The sequence below is a fragment of the Porphyromonas pogonae genome (assembly GCF_036320655.1).
Lineage (GTDB): Bacteria > Bacteroidota > Bacteroidia > Bacteroidales > Porphyromonadaceae > Porphyromonas > Porphyromonas pogonae.
Genome location: NZ_CP143258.1, coordinates 1,992,669 through 2,014,890, shown reverse-complemented (window position 1 = coordinate 2,014,890; position 22,222 = coordinate 1,992,669). Strand labels below are relative to the sequence as shown.

Annotated in this window: 15 protein-coding genes; 12 read left to right on the top strand and 3 right to left on the bottom strand. The window is 40.3% G+C overall.

Annotated features, from left to right (window positions below):
* Positions 1-12: 12 nt before the first annotated feature.
* The 10 genes from VYJ22_RS07975 (at position 13) to pckA (ending at position 15,586) form a co-directional block, all read left to right on the top strand.
* Entirely contained in the window at positions 13-1,800 is a 1,788-nt protein-coding gene (locus tag VYJ22_RS07975; RefSeq protein WP_407989470.1) for an aminopeptidase P family N-terminal domain-containing protein, read from the top strand.
* A gap of 81 nt (positions 1,801-1,881) precedes the next feature.
* Complete coding sequence (locus tag VYJ22_RS07970) at positions 1,882-2,397, top strand: gamma carbonic anhydrase family protein (protein WP_329903420.1); 516 nt, start codon at positions 1,882-1,884, stop codon at positions 2,395-2,397.
* Positions 2,390-3,640 (top strand): class I SAM-dependent methyltransferase, encoded by a 1,251-nt coding sequence (locus VYJ22_RS07965; protein ID WP_329903418.1) that lies wholly within the window; start codon positions 2,390-2,392, stop codon positions 3,638-3,640. Before VYJ22_RS07970 ends, VYJ22_RS07965 begins: the two co-directional genes overlap by 8 nt.
* Complete coding sequence (lepA, locus tag VYJ22_RS07960; RefSeq protein ID WP_329903417.1) at positions 3,637-5,424, top strand: translation elongation factor 4; 1,788 nt, start codon at positions 3,637-3,639, stop codon at positions 5,422-5,424. The genes VYJ22_RS07965 and lepA overlap by 4 nt, the downstream gene beginning before the upstream one ends.
* 4 nt (positions 5,425-5,428) lie before the next feature.
* A complete protein-coding gene (gene dnaB, locus VYJ22_RS07955; protein WP_329903416.1) occupies positions 5,429-7,018 on the top strand; it encodes a replicative DNA helicase in 1,590 nt (529 codons plus the stop codon).
* Positions 7,018-8,193, top strand: coding sequence for a M24 family metallopeptidase (locus VYJ22_RS07950; RefSeq protein WP_329903415.1), 1,176 nt, complete (start codon positions 7,018-7,020; stop codon positions 8,191-8,193). The genes dnaB and VYJ22_RS07950 overlap by 1 nt, the downstream gene beginning before the upstream one ends.
* 13 nt (positions 8,194-8,206) lie before the next feature.
* Positions 8,207-9,916, top strand: coding sequence for an alkaline phosphatase (locus VYJ22_RS07945; RefSeq protein ID WP_329903414.1), 1,710 nt, complete (start codon positions 8,207-8,209; stop codon positions 9,914-9,916).
* A 152-nt stretch (positions 9,917-10,068) separates the two neighbouring features.
* The gene (gene coaD / locus VYJ22_RS07940; RefSeq protein WP_329903412.1) at positions 10,069-10,533 is read left to right on the top strand and encodes a pantetheine-phosphate adenylyltransferase; all 465 of its coding nucleotides are present in this window, start codon (positions 10,069-10,071) and stop codon (positions 10,531-10,533) included.
* Between the two features lie 5 nt (positions 10,534-10,538).
* On the top strand, positions 10,539-12,164 hold the full coding sequence (locus VYJ22_RS07935; protein ID WP_329903410.1) for a S41 family peptidase: 1,626 nt from the start codon (positions 10,539-10,541) through the stop codon (positions 12,162-12,164).
* Positions 12,165-13,975: 1,811 nt separating this feature from the next.
* On the top strand, positions 13,976-15,586 hold the full coding sequence (gene pckA, locus VYJ22_RS07930) for a phosphoenolpyruvate carboxykinase (ATP) (protein WP_329903409.1): 1,611 nt from the start codon (positions 13,976-13,978) through the stop codon (positions 15,584-15,586).
* A gap of 234 nt (positions 15,587-15,820) precedes the next feature.
* Here pckA and VYJ22_RS07925 read toward each other — a convergent pair whose 3' ends face one another.
* The 3 genes from VYJ22_RS07925 to VYJ22_RS07915 form a co-directional block, all read right to left on the bottom strand.
* On the bottom strand, positions 15,821-17,155 hold the full coding sequence (locus VYJ22_RS07925; RefSeq protein WP_329903408.1) for an MATE family efflux transporter: 1,335 nt from the start codon (positions 17,153-17,155) through the stop codon (positions 15,821-15,823).
* A 103-nt stretch (positions 17,156-17,258) separates the two neighbouring features.
* Positions 17,259-17,945, bottom strand: coding sequence for a peptidylprolyl isomerase (locus tag VYJ22_RS07920; RefSeq protein WP_329903407.1), 687 nt, complete (start codon positions 17,943-17,945; stop codon positions 17,259-17,261).
* 31 nt (positions 17,946-17,976) lie between these two features.
* Positions 17,977-18,852: a YitT family protein gene (locus VYJ22_RS07915; RefSeq protein ID WP_329903406.1), complete on the bottom strand. Its 876-nt coding sequence runs from the start codon at positions 18,850-18,852 to the stop codon at positions 17,977-17,979.
* Between the two features lie 347 nt (positions 18,853-19,199).
* Here VYJ22_RS07915 and VYJ22_RS07910 point away from each other — a divergent pair, with 347 nt between their 5' ends.
* Together VYJ22_RS07910 and prfB are read left to right on the top strand one after the other, a co-directional pair.
* A complete protein-coding gene (locus tag VYJ22_RS07910; RefSeq protein ID WP_329903404.1) occupies positions 19,200-21,017 on the top strand; it encodes an AMP-dependent synthetase/ligase in 1,818 nt (605 codons plus the stop codon).
* 47 nt (positions 21,018-21,064) lie between these two features.
* Positions 21,065-22,190, top strand: a protein-coding gene (prfB, locus tag VYJ22_RS07905; protein WP_329903403.1) for a peptide chain release factor 2 whose coding sequence is annotated in 2 segments (ribosomal slippage) — positions 21,065-21,127 and positions 21,129-22,190 — 1,125 coding nt in all. Because the reading frame shifts where the segments join, the coding sequence is not laid out codon by codon here.
* The last annotated feature ends 32 nt before the right edge of the window (positions 22,191-22,222 follow it).

Here is a 22,222-nt window from a genome sequence, read left to right as displayed (position 1 = left end):
CTTAAAATATTAATACATATGGAAATAAAAGCAAAGATTTCTGCTCTTAGAGAGGCCATGAGTAAAGAAGGTGTCAAGGCATACATTATTCCTTCTGCCGATGCTCACTTAAGTGAATATACTCCGGAAAGATGGAAAGGAAGAGCATGGATCAGCGGATTTGACGGATCGGCCGGTACAGTAGTCGTGACAGATAAAAAAGCCGGTTTATGGACAGACTCGAGATATTTCCTTCAGGCAGAAAGCGACTTGAAAGGCTCAGAAATAGAATTATTCAAGATGGGGATGCCCGGAGTGATAAGTATAGAGGAGTTTTTGCTCCAAGAACTTAATCAAGGGGATATAGCAGCTTGCGATGGTAACTGCTATGCACATACCGATGCAGAGGAGACTCGTTCTCAACTATCTCAGAAGAATATCAAGCTACGCACTGATATCGATCTGTTTACAGAGATTTGGAAGGATAGACCATCTATTCCTGCAGAGAAAATATTCACTCATCCGGATAAATACGCCGGGAAGTCGGTGAAGCAAAAGATAGAGACTGTCTTAGACAAACTTCATAAGAAAGGATGCAACGCTACCATCATGACTATGCTGGATGAGGTGGCATGGGCATTTAACATAAGGGGGTATGATGTTCCATTCAATCCCGTAGCCGTTGTATATGGATATATTTCGGATAAAGAATCTATTCTTTTTGTGCTCCCTCATAAGATTGATAAAGATGTAATAGCTCATCTGGAGGCTGAGGGTGTAAAGGTCAAGGACTATCATGAGATAGTTTCTTACTTGGGACAGCTGGGGCAAGAAGTCAAGCTGTTTGTAGATCCCAAACGTATCTCAGAGGCAATTTTTGAAGCGATACCACAACACTGCCAAAAGATATATGGAGTATCCATCGTAACTATGCTTAAGGCCGTGAAAAATGATGTAGAAATCAAAGGCCTACGTGATGTTATGGAGCGTGATGGTGTAGCTCTTACTCGTTTCTTTATGTGGCTTGAAAAGGTGCTCAAAGAAGGTGCTACTCCTTCTGAGGTTGAGATAGGGGAGAAGCTTGCTTCATTCAGAGCGCAAGATGAGCAGTACTATGGTGATAGTTTTGATACTATAGCCGGATATCAGGCACATGGTGCTATTGTGCATTATTCAGCAAAACCTGAAACAGCATTTAACCTGAAAGCTGAAGGCGTATTGCTCCTTGATAGTGGTGGGCAGTACAAAGACGGTACTACGGATATTACCCGTACACTTGCTTTGAGCGCTCCCGGTGCAGACCTCAAAAAGGATTATACTTTAGTAATGAAAGGACACATCGGCATAGCTACTGCTCAATACCCTGAAGGTACACGTGGCGGACAATTGGATATATTGGCGCGTAAGGCTTTGTGGGATGAAGGGCTCAACTATGGACACGGTACGGGGCATGGTGTAGGTTGTTTCTTGAATGTACATGAAGGTCCGCAAAATATCCGTACTGAGATTAATCCTACTGTTTTGGAGCCTGGAATGATCACCAGCAATGAGCCGGGGCTTTATCGTGCGGGAAAATACGGTATACGTATAGAAAACCTTGTGGTAACACGTTTGAATACAGAAACGGAATTTGGTAAGTTTTTTGGTTTTGAAACTCTGACGATGTGCTATTTCGATAATAACCTTATCGAAAAGAGCCTATTGACAGAATCGGAAATCAAATGGTACAATGACTATCAAAAGACTGTTTACGATAGGCTGAGCCCCCGCTTGAATAAAGAAGAGGCCGAATGGCTAAAAGCGAAAACAGCTGCAATATAATTTAGGGTGAAAGATAAAAGGAGTTGAAAGGTATTTATATACCTTTTGACTCCTTTAGTAATTTGAAATATAGTTTGAAGAATGGCTTTAATAAAATCAGTCAGAGGCTTTACTCCGGTAATAGGCGAAAAGTGTTTTTTAGCAGAAAACTCTACCATTGTGGGTGATGTAGTAATGGGAGATGGATGTAGTATTTGGTTCAATGCCGTACTCAGAGGGGATGTCAATTCTATTCGTATTGGTAATAATGTCAATATTCAAGATGGTTCGGTATTACACACTCTCTATCAAAAGTCCACTATAGAGATAGGCGATAATGTGTCGGTAGGGCACAATGTAGTGATACACGGAGCTAAGATAAAAGAATATGCTCTGATAGGTATGGGATCAGTAGTTATGGATGATGCTGTAGTGGGTGAGGGAGCTATAGTAGCCGCCGGTTCCGTTGTTTTGTCTAAGACTCAAATAGAGCCTTACACAATTTATGCCGGATCCCCGGCGAAATTTGTGAAGAAGGTGGATCCTGAGCAAAGTCAGGAAATCAATCAGAAGATTGCGCATAATTATCAAATGTACGCATCTTGGTATAATGAATAAAGGTGAGCTTATAAATTATTGGGTTGAAAAATATAAAGACATTGGTGCCGATAGGATTTTGTTAGGTGCCAATGATATTCCTTCAGATCTGAGAAGCTTAGTCGCTACACAAATAAGTCTGAAGAGTAATTTTATGGTAAAATTACCGTCATGGTATAGCAATCCTTCTATATATATCCCCACTAAACTTGCATTAGAGCAATCTACAGGAGAAGTATGTGCTCGTTATAAACAGCGATTCATAAGTGATACAGATATATTATGTGACTTTACTGGTGGATTCGGGGTTGATTTTTGGGCCATGGCTACCAAAGCCCATAAAAGCTACTACATAGAGCAGGATAAAGATTTGTATGAAGCAGCTCGAGATAACCTGACAAGCTTATTGGGCAATGATAAAATGATTGAGTTTATTCATGGTAATTCTACGTCTTACTTGGATTACTGTGCTGATCATGATGTTTCATTTATCTTTATGGATCCTGCACGGCGTGATACAGGGGATAAGAATAGGCGCGTTTTTGCTATTGACGATTGCTACCCCAATGCTGTAGAAATAATCAGAGATATAAACAAAATATATTCTTTAAAAAGGAAAATACCACCCAAAATACTTGTGAAACTATCACCTATGTTGGATGTAGCCCATACTTTGAAGACCTTACCTCAAGCAAAGGAGTTGAACATCCTTTGTCACAAAAACGAAGTAAAGGAGATACTCGTCTACATTGACTTAGAACATACATATCAAGATTTTAAGCATATTCCTGTGATTGCAAGTAATATTCTTAAAGATGATACGGATTTGATTGATATCTTTACCAGTACATTGAACGAAGAAGGGGGATGTAAAGCTGATTATGTGGAAGAAATCGGACAATATGTTTACGAACCTAATGCCGGAATTATGAAGTCCGGGATGTTCAAAAGTCTTGGTTTGGCTTTTAATATTTTGCAGGTGAGTAATGACTCACATTTATATTCATCAGACAGATTCATACCAGACTTTCCCGGACGCAAATTTGAAGTTGAGGAAATACTTCCATTCAAATCATCTTTGTTAAAGGATTTGAAAAGTAAAAAAATAAAGGCACAAATAACATGTAGGAATTTTCCTCTTAGTCCGGATGAATTAAGAAAAAAAACCGGAATAAAGGATGATAGCTCAAGAACGATAATTGGAACAAAAATGAGTGACGGCACTCTCTTTTTGCTTAATTGCATATCTTTGTATACAAGATGAACAATATCCGAAATTTTTGCATAATTGCACATATCGACCACGGTAAAAGTACCTTGGCCGACAGATTATTAGAAACGACACAGACTGTTATCGGTAAAGACTTGCAAGAGCAGGTGTTGGATAACATGGATCTTGAGCGTGAGCGAGGCATTACGATCAAGAGTCATGCTATACAGATGAATTATGTATATGAAGGGAACCCTTACGTACTCAACCTTATCGATACTCCGGGTCATGTGGATTTTTCTTATGAAGTATCACGCTCGATTGCTGCGTGTGAGGGAGCATTATTGATTGTGGATGCGGCTCAGGGCATACAGGCTCAGACAATCTCCAATCTTTACATGGCACTCGAACACGATCTGGAGATTATACCTATAGTAAATAAAGTGGATTTACCCAGTGCAATGCCTGATGAAGTGGAAGATCAGATCATTGAACTATTGGGTTGTAAACGTGAGGAAATTATACGTGCCAGTGGAAAGACCGGGCAAGGTGTAGAGGATATACTCAAGGCTATCATAGAGCAAGTGCCTTCTCCCAAAGGAGACCCTGATGCCCCTTTACAATGCCTTATATTTGATTCTGTCTTCAACCCTTTTAGAGGTATTATTGCTTATTATAAGGTGGTAAATGGGTCTATCAAAACAGGTGACCACGTCAAGTTTATTGCTACGGGTAAGGAATACGATGCTGATGAGGTAGGTGTACTTCGCCTGGATATGGAGCCTCGTAAAGAAGTGAAAACAGGTGATGTAGGCTATATTATATCGGGAATTAAAACCAGTAAAGAAGTCAAGGTCGGTGATACCATTACGCACGTTACAAACGGTGCTAAGCAGGCCATCTCAGGTTTTGAGGAAGTAAAACCAATGGTATTTGCCGGAGTCTATCCTATCGATAGTGAAGATTTTGAGAATTTAAGGTCTTCATTGGAAAAGCTGCAACTTAATGATGCATCCTTGACATTCCAACCTGAGAGCTCTGCGGCTTTGGGATTTGGATTCCGTTGCGGATTTCTGGGATTATTGCACATGGAGATTATTCAGGAGCGTTTGGAGCGTGAGTTTAACATGAATGTTATCACCACAGTGCCCAACGTATCTTATAAAGTATATGACAAAAAAGGGGATTGCAAAGAAGTACACAATCCGTCCGGCTTACCCGATCTTACTCTGATTGATCATATCGATGAACCCTACATACGAGCCTCTGTCATAACAAATACTACATATATAGGTCCCATTATGACTTTGTGCCTTGGTAAAAGAGGTATTTTGGTCAAGCAAGAATATATCTCAGGCGATAGAGTGGAGATATTCTATGATATGCCATTAGGTGAAATTGTAATAGACTTCTATGACAAACTCAAGAGTATATCCAAAGGTTATGCCTCGTTTGATTATCACCTCAGTGATTTCAGACCGGCTAAGCTAGTCAAACTAGATATTTTGTTGAATGGCGAACCGGTAGACGCACTCTCGACATTGACTCATATTGACAATAGTGTTGCGTTTGGACGTCGCATGTGCGAAAAGCTCAAGGAACTTATACCTCGTCAGCAATTTGATATAGCGATCCAAGCAGCTATCGGAGCTAAGATTATAGCTCGAGAGACTATTAAAGCCGTGCGAAAGGATGTAACGGCCAAGTGTTATGGTGGAGATATCTCCCGTAAAAGGAAACTACTCGAAAAGCAGAAGGAAGGAAAGAAACGCATGAAGCAGATTGGATCTGTGGAAGTCCCTCAAAAAGCTTTTCTTGCTGTGCTCAAACTAGATTAATAAAATGGCGGATCCAAAATCCCGAAAGACAACAAAACAACAATCTTCTACTTCTGCTCCTGTTTTAGAAGGGCGCAAACCACCACAGGCTATAGAATTGGAAGAGGCGGTATTGGGTGCAATACTCTTGGAGAAGGATGCTTACGGACAAGTAAGCGAGCTTCTCAAGCCTTCTTCATTCTATGTAAAAGCTCATGAACATATCTATGAGGCTATCATGACCTTAGCTTTGAATCAGCAACCGGTGGATATGCTCACTGTAACCGAGCAACTGAGACGTACTGATAATTTGGAAGCAGTAGGGGGGCCATCCTACATTGCAGGGCTTACACTGAAGGTAGCGAGTTCTGCCAATCTTGAATTTCATGCTAAAATATTAGCTCAAAAAGCATTAAGCCGTGAGATTATCAACTTCTCTTCGGATGTTCTGAAAAGAGCATACGATGATACTGAGGACATAGAAGACCAGATGCAACTTGCCGAGGGTAAACTCTTTGAGATATCCCAAAGAAACATGAAGCAGGATGTAGTGCCTATCAATCCTATCATCAAAGAAGCTGTGGGCGAAATTCAAATTGCAGCAAATAGGGCAGAGGGTATCAGCGGACTTACATCCGGGTTCCCTGGTATTGACGAAATGACCTCGGGATGGCAAAGATCGGACTTGATTATTATAGCAGCACGTCCTGCAATGGGTAAGACGGCATTTGTATTGTCCATGGCCAAAAATATGACAGTGGACAAGAAAATACCCGTTGCTCTTTTCAACCTTGAAATGAGTGGAGTACAGCTTGCTAAGCGTCTGCTGAGTAATGTTTGCGAAATCACGGGTGATAAGATCAAAAACGGACGACTTGATGATGATGAATGGAAGCGTCTGATGACAAGAATTAAAGACTTGGACGAGACTCCTCTTTTCATTGACGATACACCTAGTTTGTCTATTTTTGAGCTTAGGACAAAAGCCCGTCGTTTGGTGCGAGAACATAGTGTCAAGATGATCATCATCGACTACTTACAGCTGATGAACGCAAGTGGAATGAGTTTTGGAAACCGTGAGCAGGAAGTAAGTACCATATCTCGTTCGTTGAAAGTCTTGGCCAAGGAACTCAAAATCCCTATCATTGCCCTTTCTCAGCTCAACCGTGGTGTAGAAAACCGTCAAGGTGATGCCAATAGTAAACGCCCTCAGCTTTCAGACCTTCGTGAATCCGGTGCTATTGAGCAGGATGCGGATATTGTATGCTTTATACACCGCCCCGAGTATTATAAAATATATGAGGATCCTAATACCGGAATGGACCTGAGAGGCAAGGCCGAGTTTATTATTGCTAAGCATCGTAATGGTCCTGTGGGAGATGTGTTGCTTGCCTTTAGAGCTCCCGTGGCCAAATTCTTACCTTTGGAAGAAGAGAATAACAAAATGACTCGTCGTGCTAATATTTCGGCACAATTGCCTGAAGGAAACTATCCCAGTCAGGTATCTGATAGATCTATGGAAAATCCATTGGATGGAGGCATAATCTCAATCCCTTCTTCCGACGAAGATGCTTTTATCAATGGTGTAAACCAAATCAAAAATCCGTTTAACTAATGATTCCTGAAGAATTAATCAAAGAGACCAATTTAAGAGTACAAAAAGTACAAGACGCCATGAAGGCTTCTTCTATTGATGGTGTGTTGCTATCATCTAATGTAAATCTTTTATATATATTCGGCTCTATATATGTGGGGGCAGCCTTCATCCCATGTGAAGGTGATGTTCAGTTCTTTATAAGACGTCCCAATACTTACCCCTCTAGCAATAATATTCATTATATCAGAAAGATTGAGGATATAGTAAGTATGGAGCTGATCGATACTGCAAACATCAAATCTATAGCTTTGGAGATCGATGAGTTGCCATACTCAGAGGTTGTGAGACAGTATAAATTATTCCCCGAAGTCAAGATGGAGAATGCCTCTTCTTTGATGCGACTTGTACGCTCGATCAAGACACCTCGAGAGATAGAAATATTAAGGGCTACTGTTGCTCGTCACATGAAAATGTATCGACTCATTCCGTCTTTGTATAAGAGCGGAATGACAGATAGGGAATTGCAGATCGAGATAGAGCGCCAGATGCGCTTGATGGGATCTGTAGGCGTATTTAGGACTTTTGGCCCATCGATGGAGATATTCATGGGCAGTTTGATTGCGGGAGACAACGCTGAGGCTCCATCGCCTTATGACTTTGCCATGGGGGGTGAGGGTTCTGAAGCTTTGCCTTTAGGCTCCAATAACTCTCCTCTCAAAGAAGGTATGGCTGTTATGGTAGATATGGCCGGTAATTACAGTAGCTATATCTCTGATATGACACGTACTTTCTCTATTGGAAAACTATCGTCAGAGTGTTATCGCCTCCACGATCTGAGTCGTAAGATGCATGCTGATATCATGATGAAGAGCAAGCCGGGGACAAAATGTAGTGACATATATAATGTATCTATGCAAGCTGTAAAGGATGCCGGAGCAGAAGATAAGTTCATGGGGACAAAGCAGCAGGCTGCGTTTGTGGGTCATGGATTAGGACTTCAGATCAATGAAATGCCGGTACTCACGTCTCGAAGCAAAGATATACTGATCCCCGGCATGGTTATAGCTTACGAACCCAAATTTGTAATACCGCATATCGGTGCTGTAGGGGTTGAAAACACTTACTTGGTTACCGAAAATGGAGTAGAAAAGCTAACGGGTCTCGAAGAAGATATTATTGACTTAACTCTTTAAAATTATTTTAGAAATGATCAGGTTGAAGAAATTAGCTATTATCAGTCTCTCTTGCAGCCTCACTATATTTGGGGTAGCGGCAAAAGTGCCGGAAAAGGTAACACCTGTAAAGAACATCATTCTTATGATACCTGATGGAACATCCCTAAGTTCTATCTCTTTGGCTCGGTGGTATCAAAGGTATAATAACCCGCAAGAGATACATCTGAATATTGACCCTTATATTTGTGGCACAGTACTCACTACCAGTTCCAATGCCCCTATTGGAGACTCTGCTCCCACAACATCATGTTATATGACAGGTATACCTTCGATAACGGGCTTTATCTCCACCTATCCTTATAGTGATGGTGATAATGATCTCATACCTCTTGATCCTACACTTGCATATCGACCTCTTGCCACTGTGCTCGAAGCTGGAAAAATACTTAGAGACAAAAAAAGCGGATTGGTTTTTACTTGTGAATTTCCACATGCTACTCCTGCCGATTGCTCTGCACATTCCTACAGCCGTAAGCGCTATGATGTGATAGCTCCTCAAATGGTGGCTCAGGATATGGATGTAGTCATAGGAGGGGGTGTTTCTATTCTCAATGACGATATGAGAAATACGCTCAAGAAAAACAACTACGGACTATTTCTCAATGATCTTAACGGGATGAGAAATTACAAAGGCAATAAAATGTGGGCTCTTTATGAAGATAAGGATATTCCTTACGATATTGATCGTGATAGCACTACTACTCCTTCATTGGCGGAAATGACTGCTAAAGCCATCAGTATGCTGGATTATAATAATGAAAAAGGATTTTTTCTGATGGTCGAAGGCAGTAAGGTAGACTGGGCCGCGCATGCCAATGACCCTGTAGGAGTAGCAACAGAATTCCTTGCTTTTGACAAAGCTTGTAAAGTAGCGCTTGATTTTGCCCGCAAAGATGGCAATACAGCTATTGTTATATTATCCGATCACGGAAATAGCGGGCTTAGCATCGGTAAACAATCATACAAGAATTATGATAAATTATCTAAAAAGCAGTTGTTTGGACAATTGACACGCTTCAAATATACCGCTGCCGGCCTTACCAATCTGATTAATAAGACCCCATTGGTCGAATTGAATAAGTTATTTAGAGAAGTATGCGGGTTTGATCTTTCTAAAGAAGAGCTCGACAATATAAACAATTGTAAAGATTATAGCTTGAGCACGCTCTCTAAGGAACAGCGCAAAAATTCTGATACTGCATTGTATAGCGGTTCCCTTGAGTCTTATATCTCATCCTTGTATACGGACAAGACCTCCATTGGTTTTACTACTCACGGGCATACGGGAGAAGAAGTTCTGTTGGCAGCCTATCATCCTCGTGATGAGCGCCCCATGGGTATGATACTAAACACTGAAATCAACCAATATCTCTGCAAGTTATTCGATATTGAGAATAAACTTCCGGGTCTTACTTCACAAATATTTGCTCCTCATGACGAGGTATTCAAGAATTGTAAGGTGGAAATTACCAAGCCACAGGATAAGAAGGACAAAACCATTCCTAGGCTTAGAGTAACCAATGGCAAAAAGTCTCTTGAGCTTCGTGCTTACACATCTACAGTTACATTACGTGACGGTAAAAAGAAGCCCAGCGACATAGTGCTCAAATCAGTAATTGTATATGTAGATAAAACCAATAAGTTTTATCTACCCAAAGACTTGGTCAATTACTTGAATTGATTGGCCGGTGAATCCTGACCCTAAGTAAGTCGGCACTGTATGTACTTATCTCTGGGTTATTTCAAAGCGGTCAGATGCTCTATTGTGAGCAGACCGCTTTATTTTTTAATATAAATAAGACTATATTTATTTTTAATTTATAAAAATAAACGATGCTAAGAATAGCCATGTATGCCGGTTCATTCGACCCTTTTACCCGAGGGCATGCCGACATAGTAGAAAGAGGTCTCAACCTCTTTGATCGGGTAGTAATTGCGATAGGTGTCAATGAGAATAAGAAAACACTTTTTTCTCCAGAGAAACGTCTTTGCCAAATTTCAAGATATTACATGGATGAGCCTCGTGTGGAGGTCATGACCTATAACGGGCTTACCGTAGAATTTGCACGAAGTATAGGAGTAAACTTCCTGCTGAGAGGCGTACGCTCAAGTACGGATATGGAGTATGAGCGCACATTGGCCGATCTCAATAGACATATAGCTTCTATGGAGACAGTGCTACTCCCAGCATCTCAACAGCTGACTCATATTAGTTCCACCGTAGTGCGCGAATTACTCCATTTTGGCGGAGACGTTACATCCTTTCTTCCCGATGGGTTCAGTTTATTATTAGATTAATCATTATGAAAAGAAAACCAATCATAACCCTTTTATTCACACTTTCGCTTCTTTGGTTAGGGGGCTCTCATGCCTTGGCTCAGAATAAGGTCAATCAACTTCTGAAACTAAAGTTGGTCATGGAGTCTATTAGTAATATGTATGTAGATCCTGTAAATCAAGATTCATTGGTCGAGAGTGCTATCACAGGTATGCTTAGTGATCTCGATCCTCATTCTACTTACACCAACCCTCACGAAACTCGTCTGATACTTGAGCCTCTTCAGGGGCATTTCAGCGGTATCGGTGTTCGGTTTGTGATGCTTTCCGACACATTGAACGTGATAGAAGTGATCAAAGATGGTCCTTCCTATAAAGGGGGATTAAAGCCGGGCGATAAGATACTCAAAGCAAATGGTGTGAAAATATCGGGAGATTCCGTATCCACAGATAGTATCATGCCAGTACTCAAAGGCCCCAGAGGTAGTAAAGTGGATATAGAGTACATGCGTGCTCACGCATCTCAACCAACAAGTACTACACTGATACGTGACAACATAACTATAAACAGCATCGAGAGCCATTATATCATCGACAATAAGTACGGTTATGTCAGATTAGGGCAATTTGCACAGAATACAGCCAGCGAACTCGCAGATGTGTTTAAGGAATTTAAGTCTCGTCATGTCAAAGGTATTATTATCGATCTCCAATACAACGGTGGTGGTTATCTGAATGCTGCTATAGAAATGGGTGCTATGTTTATAGGTGACAACAGAGATATTGTTACCGTTAAGAACAACAGGCATCCCTCTATCTCCAATTCATATAAGTCAAAGGGTAACCCCACATTTGATAGCAGTATGCCAGTGGTGGTCATGGTAAACGAATTTTCAGCTTCTGCATCAGAGATATTTGCCGGAGCCATCCAGGACTGGGATAGAGGTGTTATTGTCGGTAGACGCACCTATGGCAAGGGGCTTGTACAGCGTCCTATACCATTGCCTGACGAATCAATGATAAGACTTACTATAGCTCGTTATTACACACCAAGCGGACGTTGCATTCAAAAACAATATCGCAAGGGTAATAAAAAAGAGTATGAAGAAGAGATACTGAGCCGCATCAAGCATGGTGAGTTGGTCAGCAGCGACAGCATCGGCTTTCCTGATTCACTCAAATATAAGACCCTGATACACGATCGTGTTATTTACGGTGGAGGGGGTATCATGCCCGATCTCTTTGTCCCCCTCGATACTACCCGTTACAACAAAGTTGCTACCGAACTCATTATGAACAACGTGATTACTGCTGTAGCTCTCAATCATGTGAGTGAAGTGGGGCGTGCAAGGCTCTTACAGGAGTATCCTACAATGCATCAATTTTACAATTACGTCATTCCTGAAGCTATCATACGTAAGACTGCCGTATATGGTAAAGAAAAAATCAAAGAATGGGATGATAAGCTATTTGAGCAGGCAATACCGGTGATTACCCAACGGATGCGTGCCGAACTTGCTCGTGATATTTATGGTAGCGGGGCGTTTTATTATGTTGTAAATAAGGAAGATCCTACTTATGGCGCAGCGATACGACTACTGGAGAATCCATCACGGTATCACAATTTGTTGAATCCCAAACAGACGAAATAAATTTATTGCTATTAAATTGTAGATTTCGTTGAATTTATACTGAAGGACTGATGGTGATAAGTTAACTGTCAGTCCTTTATATTTTACTATATTATTAAGTCTATACATCCTTATGGCTTATTAGTCTCCCCCGGTTGAGCTTGAAGAATTAGGCAGCTCAGAACAGTAATAATCCCGAATGATGATCAAGGGAGGGGGGATTAACAAAAAGATTATTTTAAGGTCAAATATGTTACACTTTGTTAGTCCTTTTCGTGTATTTATCCTATTGTAAGTGCATATCATCCACCATCAAATTGGAGGGCTTGACACAGGTTCTCTTATGTTGTATCTTTGTAATATTAACCATTACTCATATTACACAGTTATTCCGATACACAAACTAAAACACATTTATAAAGAGATAATAGATATGAAAAAAGTGATGCATAACATTTTACAAGAAACTCTCAATCAATCATTATTTGTCAATGATAGTGCAATATATCTCCCATTTCATTACTTTGTGTGATCTATCTTCTATCTTTTCATTCTATCTTGCCAAAGGATTCTCCTTATCCTTCATCTGGCTGTCTGTCTAATTTTTGAACTTTCTATGCTATTGTTCCCTCCTTTGACTCTTCGCCACAGGTGGCCAAAATCATTATATACAGTCCACTGATCTATCATATACGGACAATCGACCTATCATATACGGACAATTGACTTGATAGGATAGGACAACTGACCTATTAGGCACGGACAGCAGACTTATCATAATAGAATTAGTCATCATTGCTGCAATATTTGTAACGCTAAGATTGGTATAAATAAATGTTATATGTAGAGATCATATCCTTAAGATATTAATTTGGTGTAACTAATATGAGTGCCACATTTATTTAGCCCTTTATATTCTTATGAATATCACGAGAAAAAGCCGATTCTTATTTAGACTTTGTACAAATAAACCCGGTGTTATAACTAAGTGATCACTATTTTTCAGCTAAATATGTATTTTATTAATTTCTTTAGAATATTGACATAGGATGAATTATGTCAATTCTTTGGAGCTAAATGTGAAGAGCCGATTTTGACAAAGTGTCAAAATTAATTTTCATAACACTCCCTTTAGGAGACTGTTGCAAAAGTCAACAGTCTTGTGGATTTTGGAGTCAAAGCCGACAAAAGACACTTTGACCGGGCAGAGAGGGTAAAGTGCAAGGCGCTAAGAGTGAGTGCACAGGGAGTTTACTTCTGGTAAATGACCAAGCGCGAATCTCGCAAGCAACGAAGCAATTGGCCTGCTATGCAACGGTCTCTTTACATTAATTATGCCCATGAATAGCTCACAAATATTGATGGTAAGAGAGAGATGATACTATAGTAGGGCATATTAAGCCTCTCTTCGTAGCAGACCGATGCATTTTGAATAATGCGTTTACGAATGGATAAATATTTATGAACTTTGGGATCAGTCCGATTTTAACGACTTATAAAGATACCTCCAGATTGGCGTGTTAATTTATTTATCATAAATATATAATAAGGTCCGTTAAAATAGCGTTATGACTACAGAGGTGAAAGTTTATAATGTTGATAATAATATTGTTATAATAATATTTCCAAATATTGGATATTTTTTTCCATATTTGTTATAAAATACAATATTTATTAATTAACTTTGTTTGTGAAAAGATAAAGACCTTAAAAAAGACCATTGTAATAACTCATCGGAAAAGAATGTTTCCGATAAATGAATTACATGGCTTTTTTTGTTATTGGACTGGAGAGTATTTATCGTATTTAATTATTTTATAAAAAGTTACAAAATGAGCAATTTAGATTTGTCAAAGTATGGCATTAATGGCGTAACGGAGATTTTACACAATCCTTCTTATGAAGAATTGTTCAGAGAAGAAACGAAACCAGAACTTGAAGGTTATGAAAAGGGTCAAGTAACAGAACTTGGCGCTGTGAACGTAATGACAGGTGTATACACCGGACGTTCTCCCAAAGACAAATTCTTTGTCATGGACGACACTACACGTGACACTATTTGGTGGACTTCTGATGAATACAAGAATGATAACAAACCTGTAACCCAAGAGGCTTGGACAGAAATCAAAAAAATCGCTACCAAGGAATTATCAAACAAACGTCTTTTCGTTGTAGATTCATTCTGCGGAGCCAATGAGAATTCTCGTCTCAAGATTCGTTTCATCATGGAAGTAGCATGGCAGGCACACTTTGTGACAAACATGTTTATCAGACCTACAGCAGAAGAACTTGCCAACTTTGGTGAGCCTGACTTTGTAGTAATGAATGCTTCTAAGGCTAAAGTAGAGAACTACAAGGAATTGGGTCTCAACTCAGAGACTGCCGTTGTTTTCAATCTTACCGAAAAGGTACAAGTTATCCTCAATACTTGGTACGGTGGAGAAATGAAAAAAGGTATGTTCTCATACATGAACTATCTGCTTCCTCTCAATGGTATGGCTTCAATGCACTGCTCTGCCAATACAAGCAAAGACGGCAAAGAAACAGCTATATTCTTCGGGCTTTCAGGTACGGGTAAGACCACTCTTTCTACAGATCCCAAAAGAGAACTTATCGGTGACGACGAGCACGGATGGGATGACGAAGGTATCTTCAACTTTGAAGGTGGTTGCTATGCTAAGGTAATCAACCTAAGCAAAGAAAACGAACCTGATATCTACAATGCTATCCGTCGTGATGCATTACTTGAAAACGTAACTGTAGATGAGCAAGGTAAGATCGATTTTAGTGATAAATCAGTAACCGAGAATACTCGTGTCTCTTATCCTATCTATCACATTGAAAACATCGTTAAGCCAATATCTAAGGCGGGTCCTGCTAATAAGGTAATCTTCCTTTCAGCTGATGCATTCGGTGTATTACCTCCGGTATCAATCCTTACTCCTGAGCAAACTAAGTATTATTTCCTTTCAGGATTTACTGCTAAGCTAGCCGGTACTGAGCGTGGTATCACCGAACCTACACCTACATTCTCTGCTTGCTTTGGTGCGGCTTTCCTTTCTTTGCACCCAACAAAATACGCAGAAGAACTAGTGAAGAAGATGGAAAAATCAGGTGCTACTGCATACCTCGTGAATACAGGATGGAATGGATCAGGCAAGCGTATATCTATCAAAGATACACGTGGTATCATTGATGCAATCTTGGATGGATCTATTGACAATGCTCCGACTAAGAGTATTCCTTTCTTTGACTTCGAAGTTCCTACAGAACTTCCGGGTGTAGATCCTAAGATTCTTGATCCTCGTGACACTTATACCGATAAGGAAGAGTGGACAAAGAGAGCTAAAGATCTTGCTGAACGTTTTACTAAGAACTTCGTTAAGTTCACTGGTAATGAAGCAGGTAAAGCCCTTGTAGTAGCTGGTCCTAAATTAGACTAAAAAGCTGAAGAACTGAATATAAGGCCATTGCTCTCATGAGCGATGGCCTTTTTTTGTGATATGACTTGAATAGTAGATATATGTGATTGAAGTATGGATGTTCATAATCTATAAATCACACTGTTAGTCTTTTAGTTGTAGTGACACTTCCGGATCAGAATAGTGAACCAAATGGATTAATCACGAGATCGGATCAGCATTAGCGATATTAAAGCGTATATTCCTAAGTTAGAGTTACCCCCTTGTCATTCTTTTGAAACGCTTGTATAACACGACTCCTAATAAGGTAAGACTTACAGGGAATGCACACCAAATAGCCATAAGCTGGAGTTTAGGTGAATCTTTTACCAAAATAAAACCAAATATATAAGAAAGGGTAGGAGCTATAATAAGATGAACGACTAGTGCTACCTTTGCGAGGTATTTGACATCTTCGAGGCCTCTGAGAGCATTGGCGTAAATAATCTGCATAGCATCACCCACCTGATATACTATCACGGGAATTAGCGTAATAGCCACCATATCCACAACCACTTGGTCTGGTGTAAATATATAGCCTAAGCTATGACGGGCAAATACGATGAGCAGGATGACCATTCCTGCTATTATCCATGATAGTTTCAGGCCTGTCAGTGCTGTTTTTCTGGCGGCATGCAGATCATTATTAGCTTTATCTCTACTTACCAATATGGTGGTTGCCGCGCCAAATCCATAGTAAACCATGAAGCCCAATGAGGTAATCACACAAAGGATTTGGTGAGCAGCCAACGGTGCATCACCTAACCAGGCTACATAGATGACCGCTATGGTGTATGATGCTGCTTCTACACCAAGTTGCAATCCTACAGGTGCCCCCAGGCTGAATAATCGGCGTAGGTTTTTGGGAGAATAAGAACTCTTTTTATATCCTTCGTGGATCTGCTTCCAGCGGGGATGTAAGGTGAAAATAAGGATGAAACAAATGAGCGTGAATATGCGTGCCCCCAATGATGAGATCCCTGCTCCGGTGAGTCCCAGCTCTGGCAAGCCCCAATTACCGAATATAAGCCCCCAGTTACCTATGATATTCAATACATTGGAAATAAGTAATACCCACATGGGTGTTACAGTGTTGCCCCAACCATCAAAGAATTGCTTGTATGCTCCGAAGGTAAGACTAAGAACGAGATTGATATTTTGTAATATAAAATAAGGCTTGATATACGGATGTATAGATTCAGGGAGATCAAACCATTGCAGATTATTATATACAACCATCATTGCCAAGGCCATACCAAAGCCTATAGCTGTATTGAGAAAAATGCTATGTTTGAGTATTTCACCAGCCTTATTCATTTTCTCTTGTGCAAAACATTGGGCTATGATAGGTGTGAGTCCATAGGAAAATCCCATCCCGGCAATAAAAGCAAATCCGAACAGATTATTTACGAACGATGCTGCGGCAAGTTCTTGTGTGGTATGATAGCCAACCATGATATTGTCTGCAAAGCTTACTATTATAATCCCGAGTTGTCCGAGTATTATAGGTAGCCCTAACGTAATCATGGTGCGATATGATTGATTGAGCATAAAAAATAGATAGGGGACTCATGCCAAAATGAATCCCCTAAATTAGTAATTTAATCCAACAGTTTGCCTTTGAATGGCATAATATCATAATGTTGCAAGTATGTTACTTGGGTGCAATGATGTGCATAGACTTGATAATTACATCTTTGATGGGACGATCTATGCCATCGGTTTCTACTCTTTGGATTTTATCGATGACATTCCATCCGTCTATCACTCTGCCAAAGACAGTGTAGCCTCCATCTAGCGAAGGGGTCCCGCCCTCATGCATATATGCTTCTTTTTGTTTGTCAGAAAATTTGATATGTTTTTTAGCTTCTAATTCCGATAAGTCAAAAGCTGTATAATACTTACCCGTTACAATATAAAACTGCGAGCCTGAAGAGGCTTTCTCAGGGTTAGATTCGTCAGGTTCTCGTGCGGCACATAGTGAGCCTCTAACATGAAATATCTGATCCGTCATGATTTCTGCGGGAACAGTTCTTTTGAGAGTATCTTGCGTCACATCTGTTTTTGCGGTAGCATGCTTTGTCATTAAGTTACCTCCTTGTACCATAAAATCTTTGATTACTCGGTGGAATATGACGCCATCATAGGCATGACTGCTCACTAGGTTGATGAAGTTTTGCTTATGTAGCGGTGTTTCGTTGTATAGCTCGATCGTAAATTTCCCTTTGTTTGTCTCAACCAATATTTTTACTCGGTTATTTTCTTTTTGCTGCGCTTTGATATTACATACAAATGCAAGACAGATAAACAGCGATGCTAATAGAGATATCTTTTTGATCATAGTCGGATAAATAATTTTGAAGTATATAAGTCTATATGGATGGCTTTATGGCATCACTGGCAGCATTGGTAGTAGTTATGAAAGCTTGAGGGTCGGTGGCTAATACCGCCTTCTTAAGCTCCAGTAGATGCTTCCTTTCTGTAATCAGAAATATAATGTCTTTCTCTTTTCCTGCATACAAGCCTTTGCCGTGAAGATATGTACCTCTAAGCCCCAAATCATTGATGATTACGTCACGTATAGCTTGTGGCATCTCTGATACTATAAATACGGCTTTATTGGGATTTTCAGGTTGCAGAAACTCTACAACTTTGCCGAATATGAAGATAACCAACCATGAGTAAAGAGGGACTTTCCAGTCACCAAAAGCAATGAGACCCAATAATACTACGGTAGAATCTATCATGATGATAAGATTACTTATCTTGATATTGGTATCTCTGGCTAGAACTCTTGAGAGTACATCCGTACCGGCACAGGTGCTGTTAGCTTTGAATATCATGAAGACACTAAGTCCGAGGATAGCTCCACCATAAAAGCTGGAAAGAATGGCATCTCCTTCCACGAGAGGTCTACCACCAGTAAGTGATGTGATAAGATCCGTAAAGAATGCTACAAGTATAAAGGTAACAACCGTTTTTCCACCCGAAAGCTTCCCAAGTCTTTTGGTTGCTAACAAGAAAAGAGGAATGTTGAAGAATAATGCTACCGTACCAATAGGTAATCCATTGGGGAATGTTTCAAACACGCCCTTGGAAAGGTGATTGATGATGATGCTTATACCATATACACCACCCGGAACAATATTGAACGGAGCTATGAAGATGGAGTATCCTACAGCTTGTATCAATGATCCGAAGAAAATAAGGAGGAAGTCCTGTGCTATCTGAGGCTTATTGTGGGTCATATAACCTTATAAATAATTGTATTAGGTGTAAATGGTCACTGTAATTCATTCTGAATGCAAAGTTATTTAATATTTTGTAGCCACAATGGTATCGGATGAAATATTTGTAATGTACGCTTAGGCATGAGTATCATAAACTCATAATATTATCAAAACATCATTTATATGTGTACTTTATGCATTGATTCTGATTTTGTAAATAAACCATGATTGTATAGCATGATTACAAGGTTTTCACGGTGTCTTGGATGATCGATGGTTACCCGTGCTCTCAAATCTGTTATAAGCATTTCTTAAACTCATCATTAAATATTACTTTTGCTTTATCTCTTAAAAACAAATTCATCATGTTGGTATATCACTTGGCCGAATTACCTCAAAGGATATTTGAGGAATATGGGAATAAAACAATCTTAAAATATTATAATAAAGAAAAAGATCATTGGGACAAGCTTCACGGCGAACACCTTTATCACGGAGCATTGGGTGTGGCAAAAGCATTTGCTCACATCATGCTCAATCCCGGGGATAAGGTAGGTATATACTCTCAGAATACAGTGAGAGGGCTATACACAGAAATGGGGATATTTATGATGAGAGGAGTATCTGTCCCTCTGTACGCCACTGCATCTCCTGAACAAGTAGAGTTCGTTGTGAATGATGCCGGTATTGAGACTATTTTTGTAGGAGAGCAATTCCAATATAATAACGCATATCATGCGCAGCTCAAGAGTAATGTCCTTAAGCGCATTATAATTTTTGATGAGCATGTTGTCCTCAACCCTGATGATAATACATCTATATTCTATAATGATTTTGTACGTCTGGGCGACTCCATGCACAATGAGATTGCTGCTAAGGTATCTGTTGGTAACGCTCTGAATTCTGATCTTGCTGTGATTATTTACACATCAGGGACTTCGGGCAATAGTAAAGGGGTTATGCTTACACACAGTAATTTCATGAGTCAGATCAGGGTGCATACTCTGATGTTTCCCTTTATCAATTCCAAGGATACAAGTATGTGTTTCTTGCCTATGAGCCATATCTTCGAAAAGACGTGGGTTTATTTTTGTTTGAGCCAGGGTGTAACTATAGCGATACTATCGGATCCTAAGAAGATACAGAAGGCATTGCCGGCAGTAAAACCGACACTTATGTGCAATGTGCCTCGTTTCTGGGAGAAAGTCTATCATGGCGTAAATATGAAAATACAAGGATCTCCCACAGTACTCCAGCGGGTTTATAAACATGCTATTAATGTGGGACGCAAATATAGGCTGGATTATTATCTCAAAAAGAAAAAAGCCCCTATGGGTTTAAGCGCTATGTTTTGGTTCTATGACAAAACAGTGTTTAGTACTCTAAAGCGGGTGTTGGGTATTCAGAATGGCAAATTCTTTCCTACAGCGGGAGCACCTCTATCCAAAGAGGTCAATGTATTCTTACAATCGGTAAACATCCCTATTATTTACGGTTACGGGCTTACCGAATCCACTGCTACCGTATCGTGCTACTCTCGTCGTGGGTTTGATATTGATTCTATTGGGCAGATAATACCCGGGTTGGAGGTAAAGATCGATCCTGTTAACAATGAGATCCTGCTCAAAGGTCCTAGCATTACCACGGGATACTACAAAAATCCCCAAGCTAATGCAGAGTCTTTTACTGCCGATGGTTTTTTCAAAACCGGTGATGCCGGGCGTATAGAAGGGAACAACCTCTATTTCCTCGAAAGGATCAAGGATTTGTTCAAGACTGCCAATGGCAAATATATTGCTCCTCAGATGATTGAGGGCTTGCTTGCTGCGGATCCTTTTATTGAGCAGGTCGCAGTCATTGGTGACACTTATAAATTTGTAAGTGCCTTGATTTACCCCAACTGGGATCTATTGAAAGCCGAGTGTGTAAAGCGCGATTTGGCTGACTGCCAATCAATAGATAAGATGGCTGTCAATCATGAGCTTTATCGCTTCATGATGGCACGTATCGAAAATGCTTTGGGTGCATTGGCTCAGTACGAGAAGATCAAACGTTTCACTCTTCTTAAAGAACCGTTTAGTATAGAAAATGGTGAGCTTACCAATACACTTAAGATCAAACGACGTATCGTCAATGAACATTATGCGGCTGAGATAGCACTGATGTATCAAGAAAATATATAAAAACAAGTAACAAATTAATTTAATATTATACATCCATCTATAATAAAATGATTACTACAGACCAACTGAACTCTCTGTTGGAGCGCCGTGACGCGCTGAGGGGGTATCTTTGACGTCGATAATAGACGTATACAATTACAAGAAGAAGAACTGAGGACTGCCGACCCTTCTTTTTGGGAAGATAATAAACAAGCCGAAATACAGATGCGCAAGGTAAAAGACTTGCGTAAATGGATTGGTTTTTTTGAAGAGATCGATACGGTTGCCGAGGAGGTCAAGCTGGCATTTGACTACTGTAAAGAAGGTATTACTTCAGAAGAAGAGGTAGATGAGGCTTATGCCAAAGCTATAGCTCTTGTAGAAGAGGTAGAACTAAAAAATATGCTTCGTGCAGAAGAGGATAATCTGGGTGCTGTGCTCAAGGTAAATGCAGGTGCAGGTGGTACGGAAAGTCAAGACTGGGCTTCTATGCTGGTGCGTATGTATCAGCGTTGGGCTGAAAAAAATGGATACAAAGTATCTATAACCAACTGGCAAGATGGCGACGAAGCCGGCGTCAAAACAGTAACCATGCAGATCGAAGGGGATCAGGCTTACGGATTTCTCAAGAGTGAAAATGGGGTCCACCGTCTTGTGCGGGTCTCTCCATACAATGCTCAAGGTAAGCGCATGACCAGCTTTGCATCAGTCTTTGTGGTGCCTTTGGTGGACGATTCCATTGAGATCAACGTAAATCCCGGTGATATTAGCTGGGATACTTTCCGTTCCAGTGGTGCAGGCGGGCAGAATGTTAATAAGGTAGAGACCGGTGTGCGTTTGCACTACACCTACAAAGATCCTGATACGGGTGAGGAGCAGGAGATTGTAATAGAAAATACTGAGAGTCGTTCACAACTTGACAACCGTGAGAACGCCATGCGCCTTTTGCGTTCACAACTCTATGAGATAGAACTCCAAAAACGTAGAGTGGCACAGGCTGAGGTTGAAGCCGGCAAGAAGAAAATAGAGTGGGGGTCTCAGATAAGAAGTTATGTCTTTGATGATCGTAGAGTCAAAGATCACCGAACAAATTACCAGACCAGCAATGTAAATGCTGTGATGGACGGTGACATTGATGAGTTTATCAAGGCATACCTCATGGAATTTGCGGGAGCCGAATCCGCCAATAAGTAAAATTGACTCTATAAAAGTGACATCATATGGGA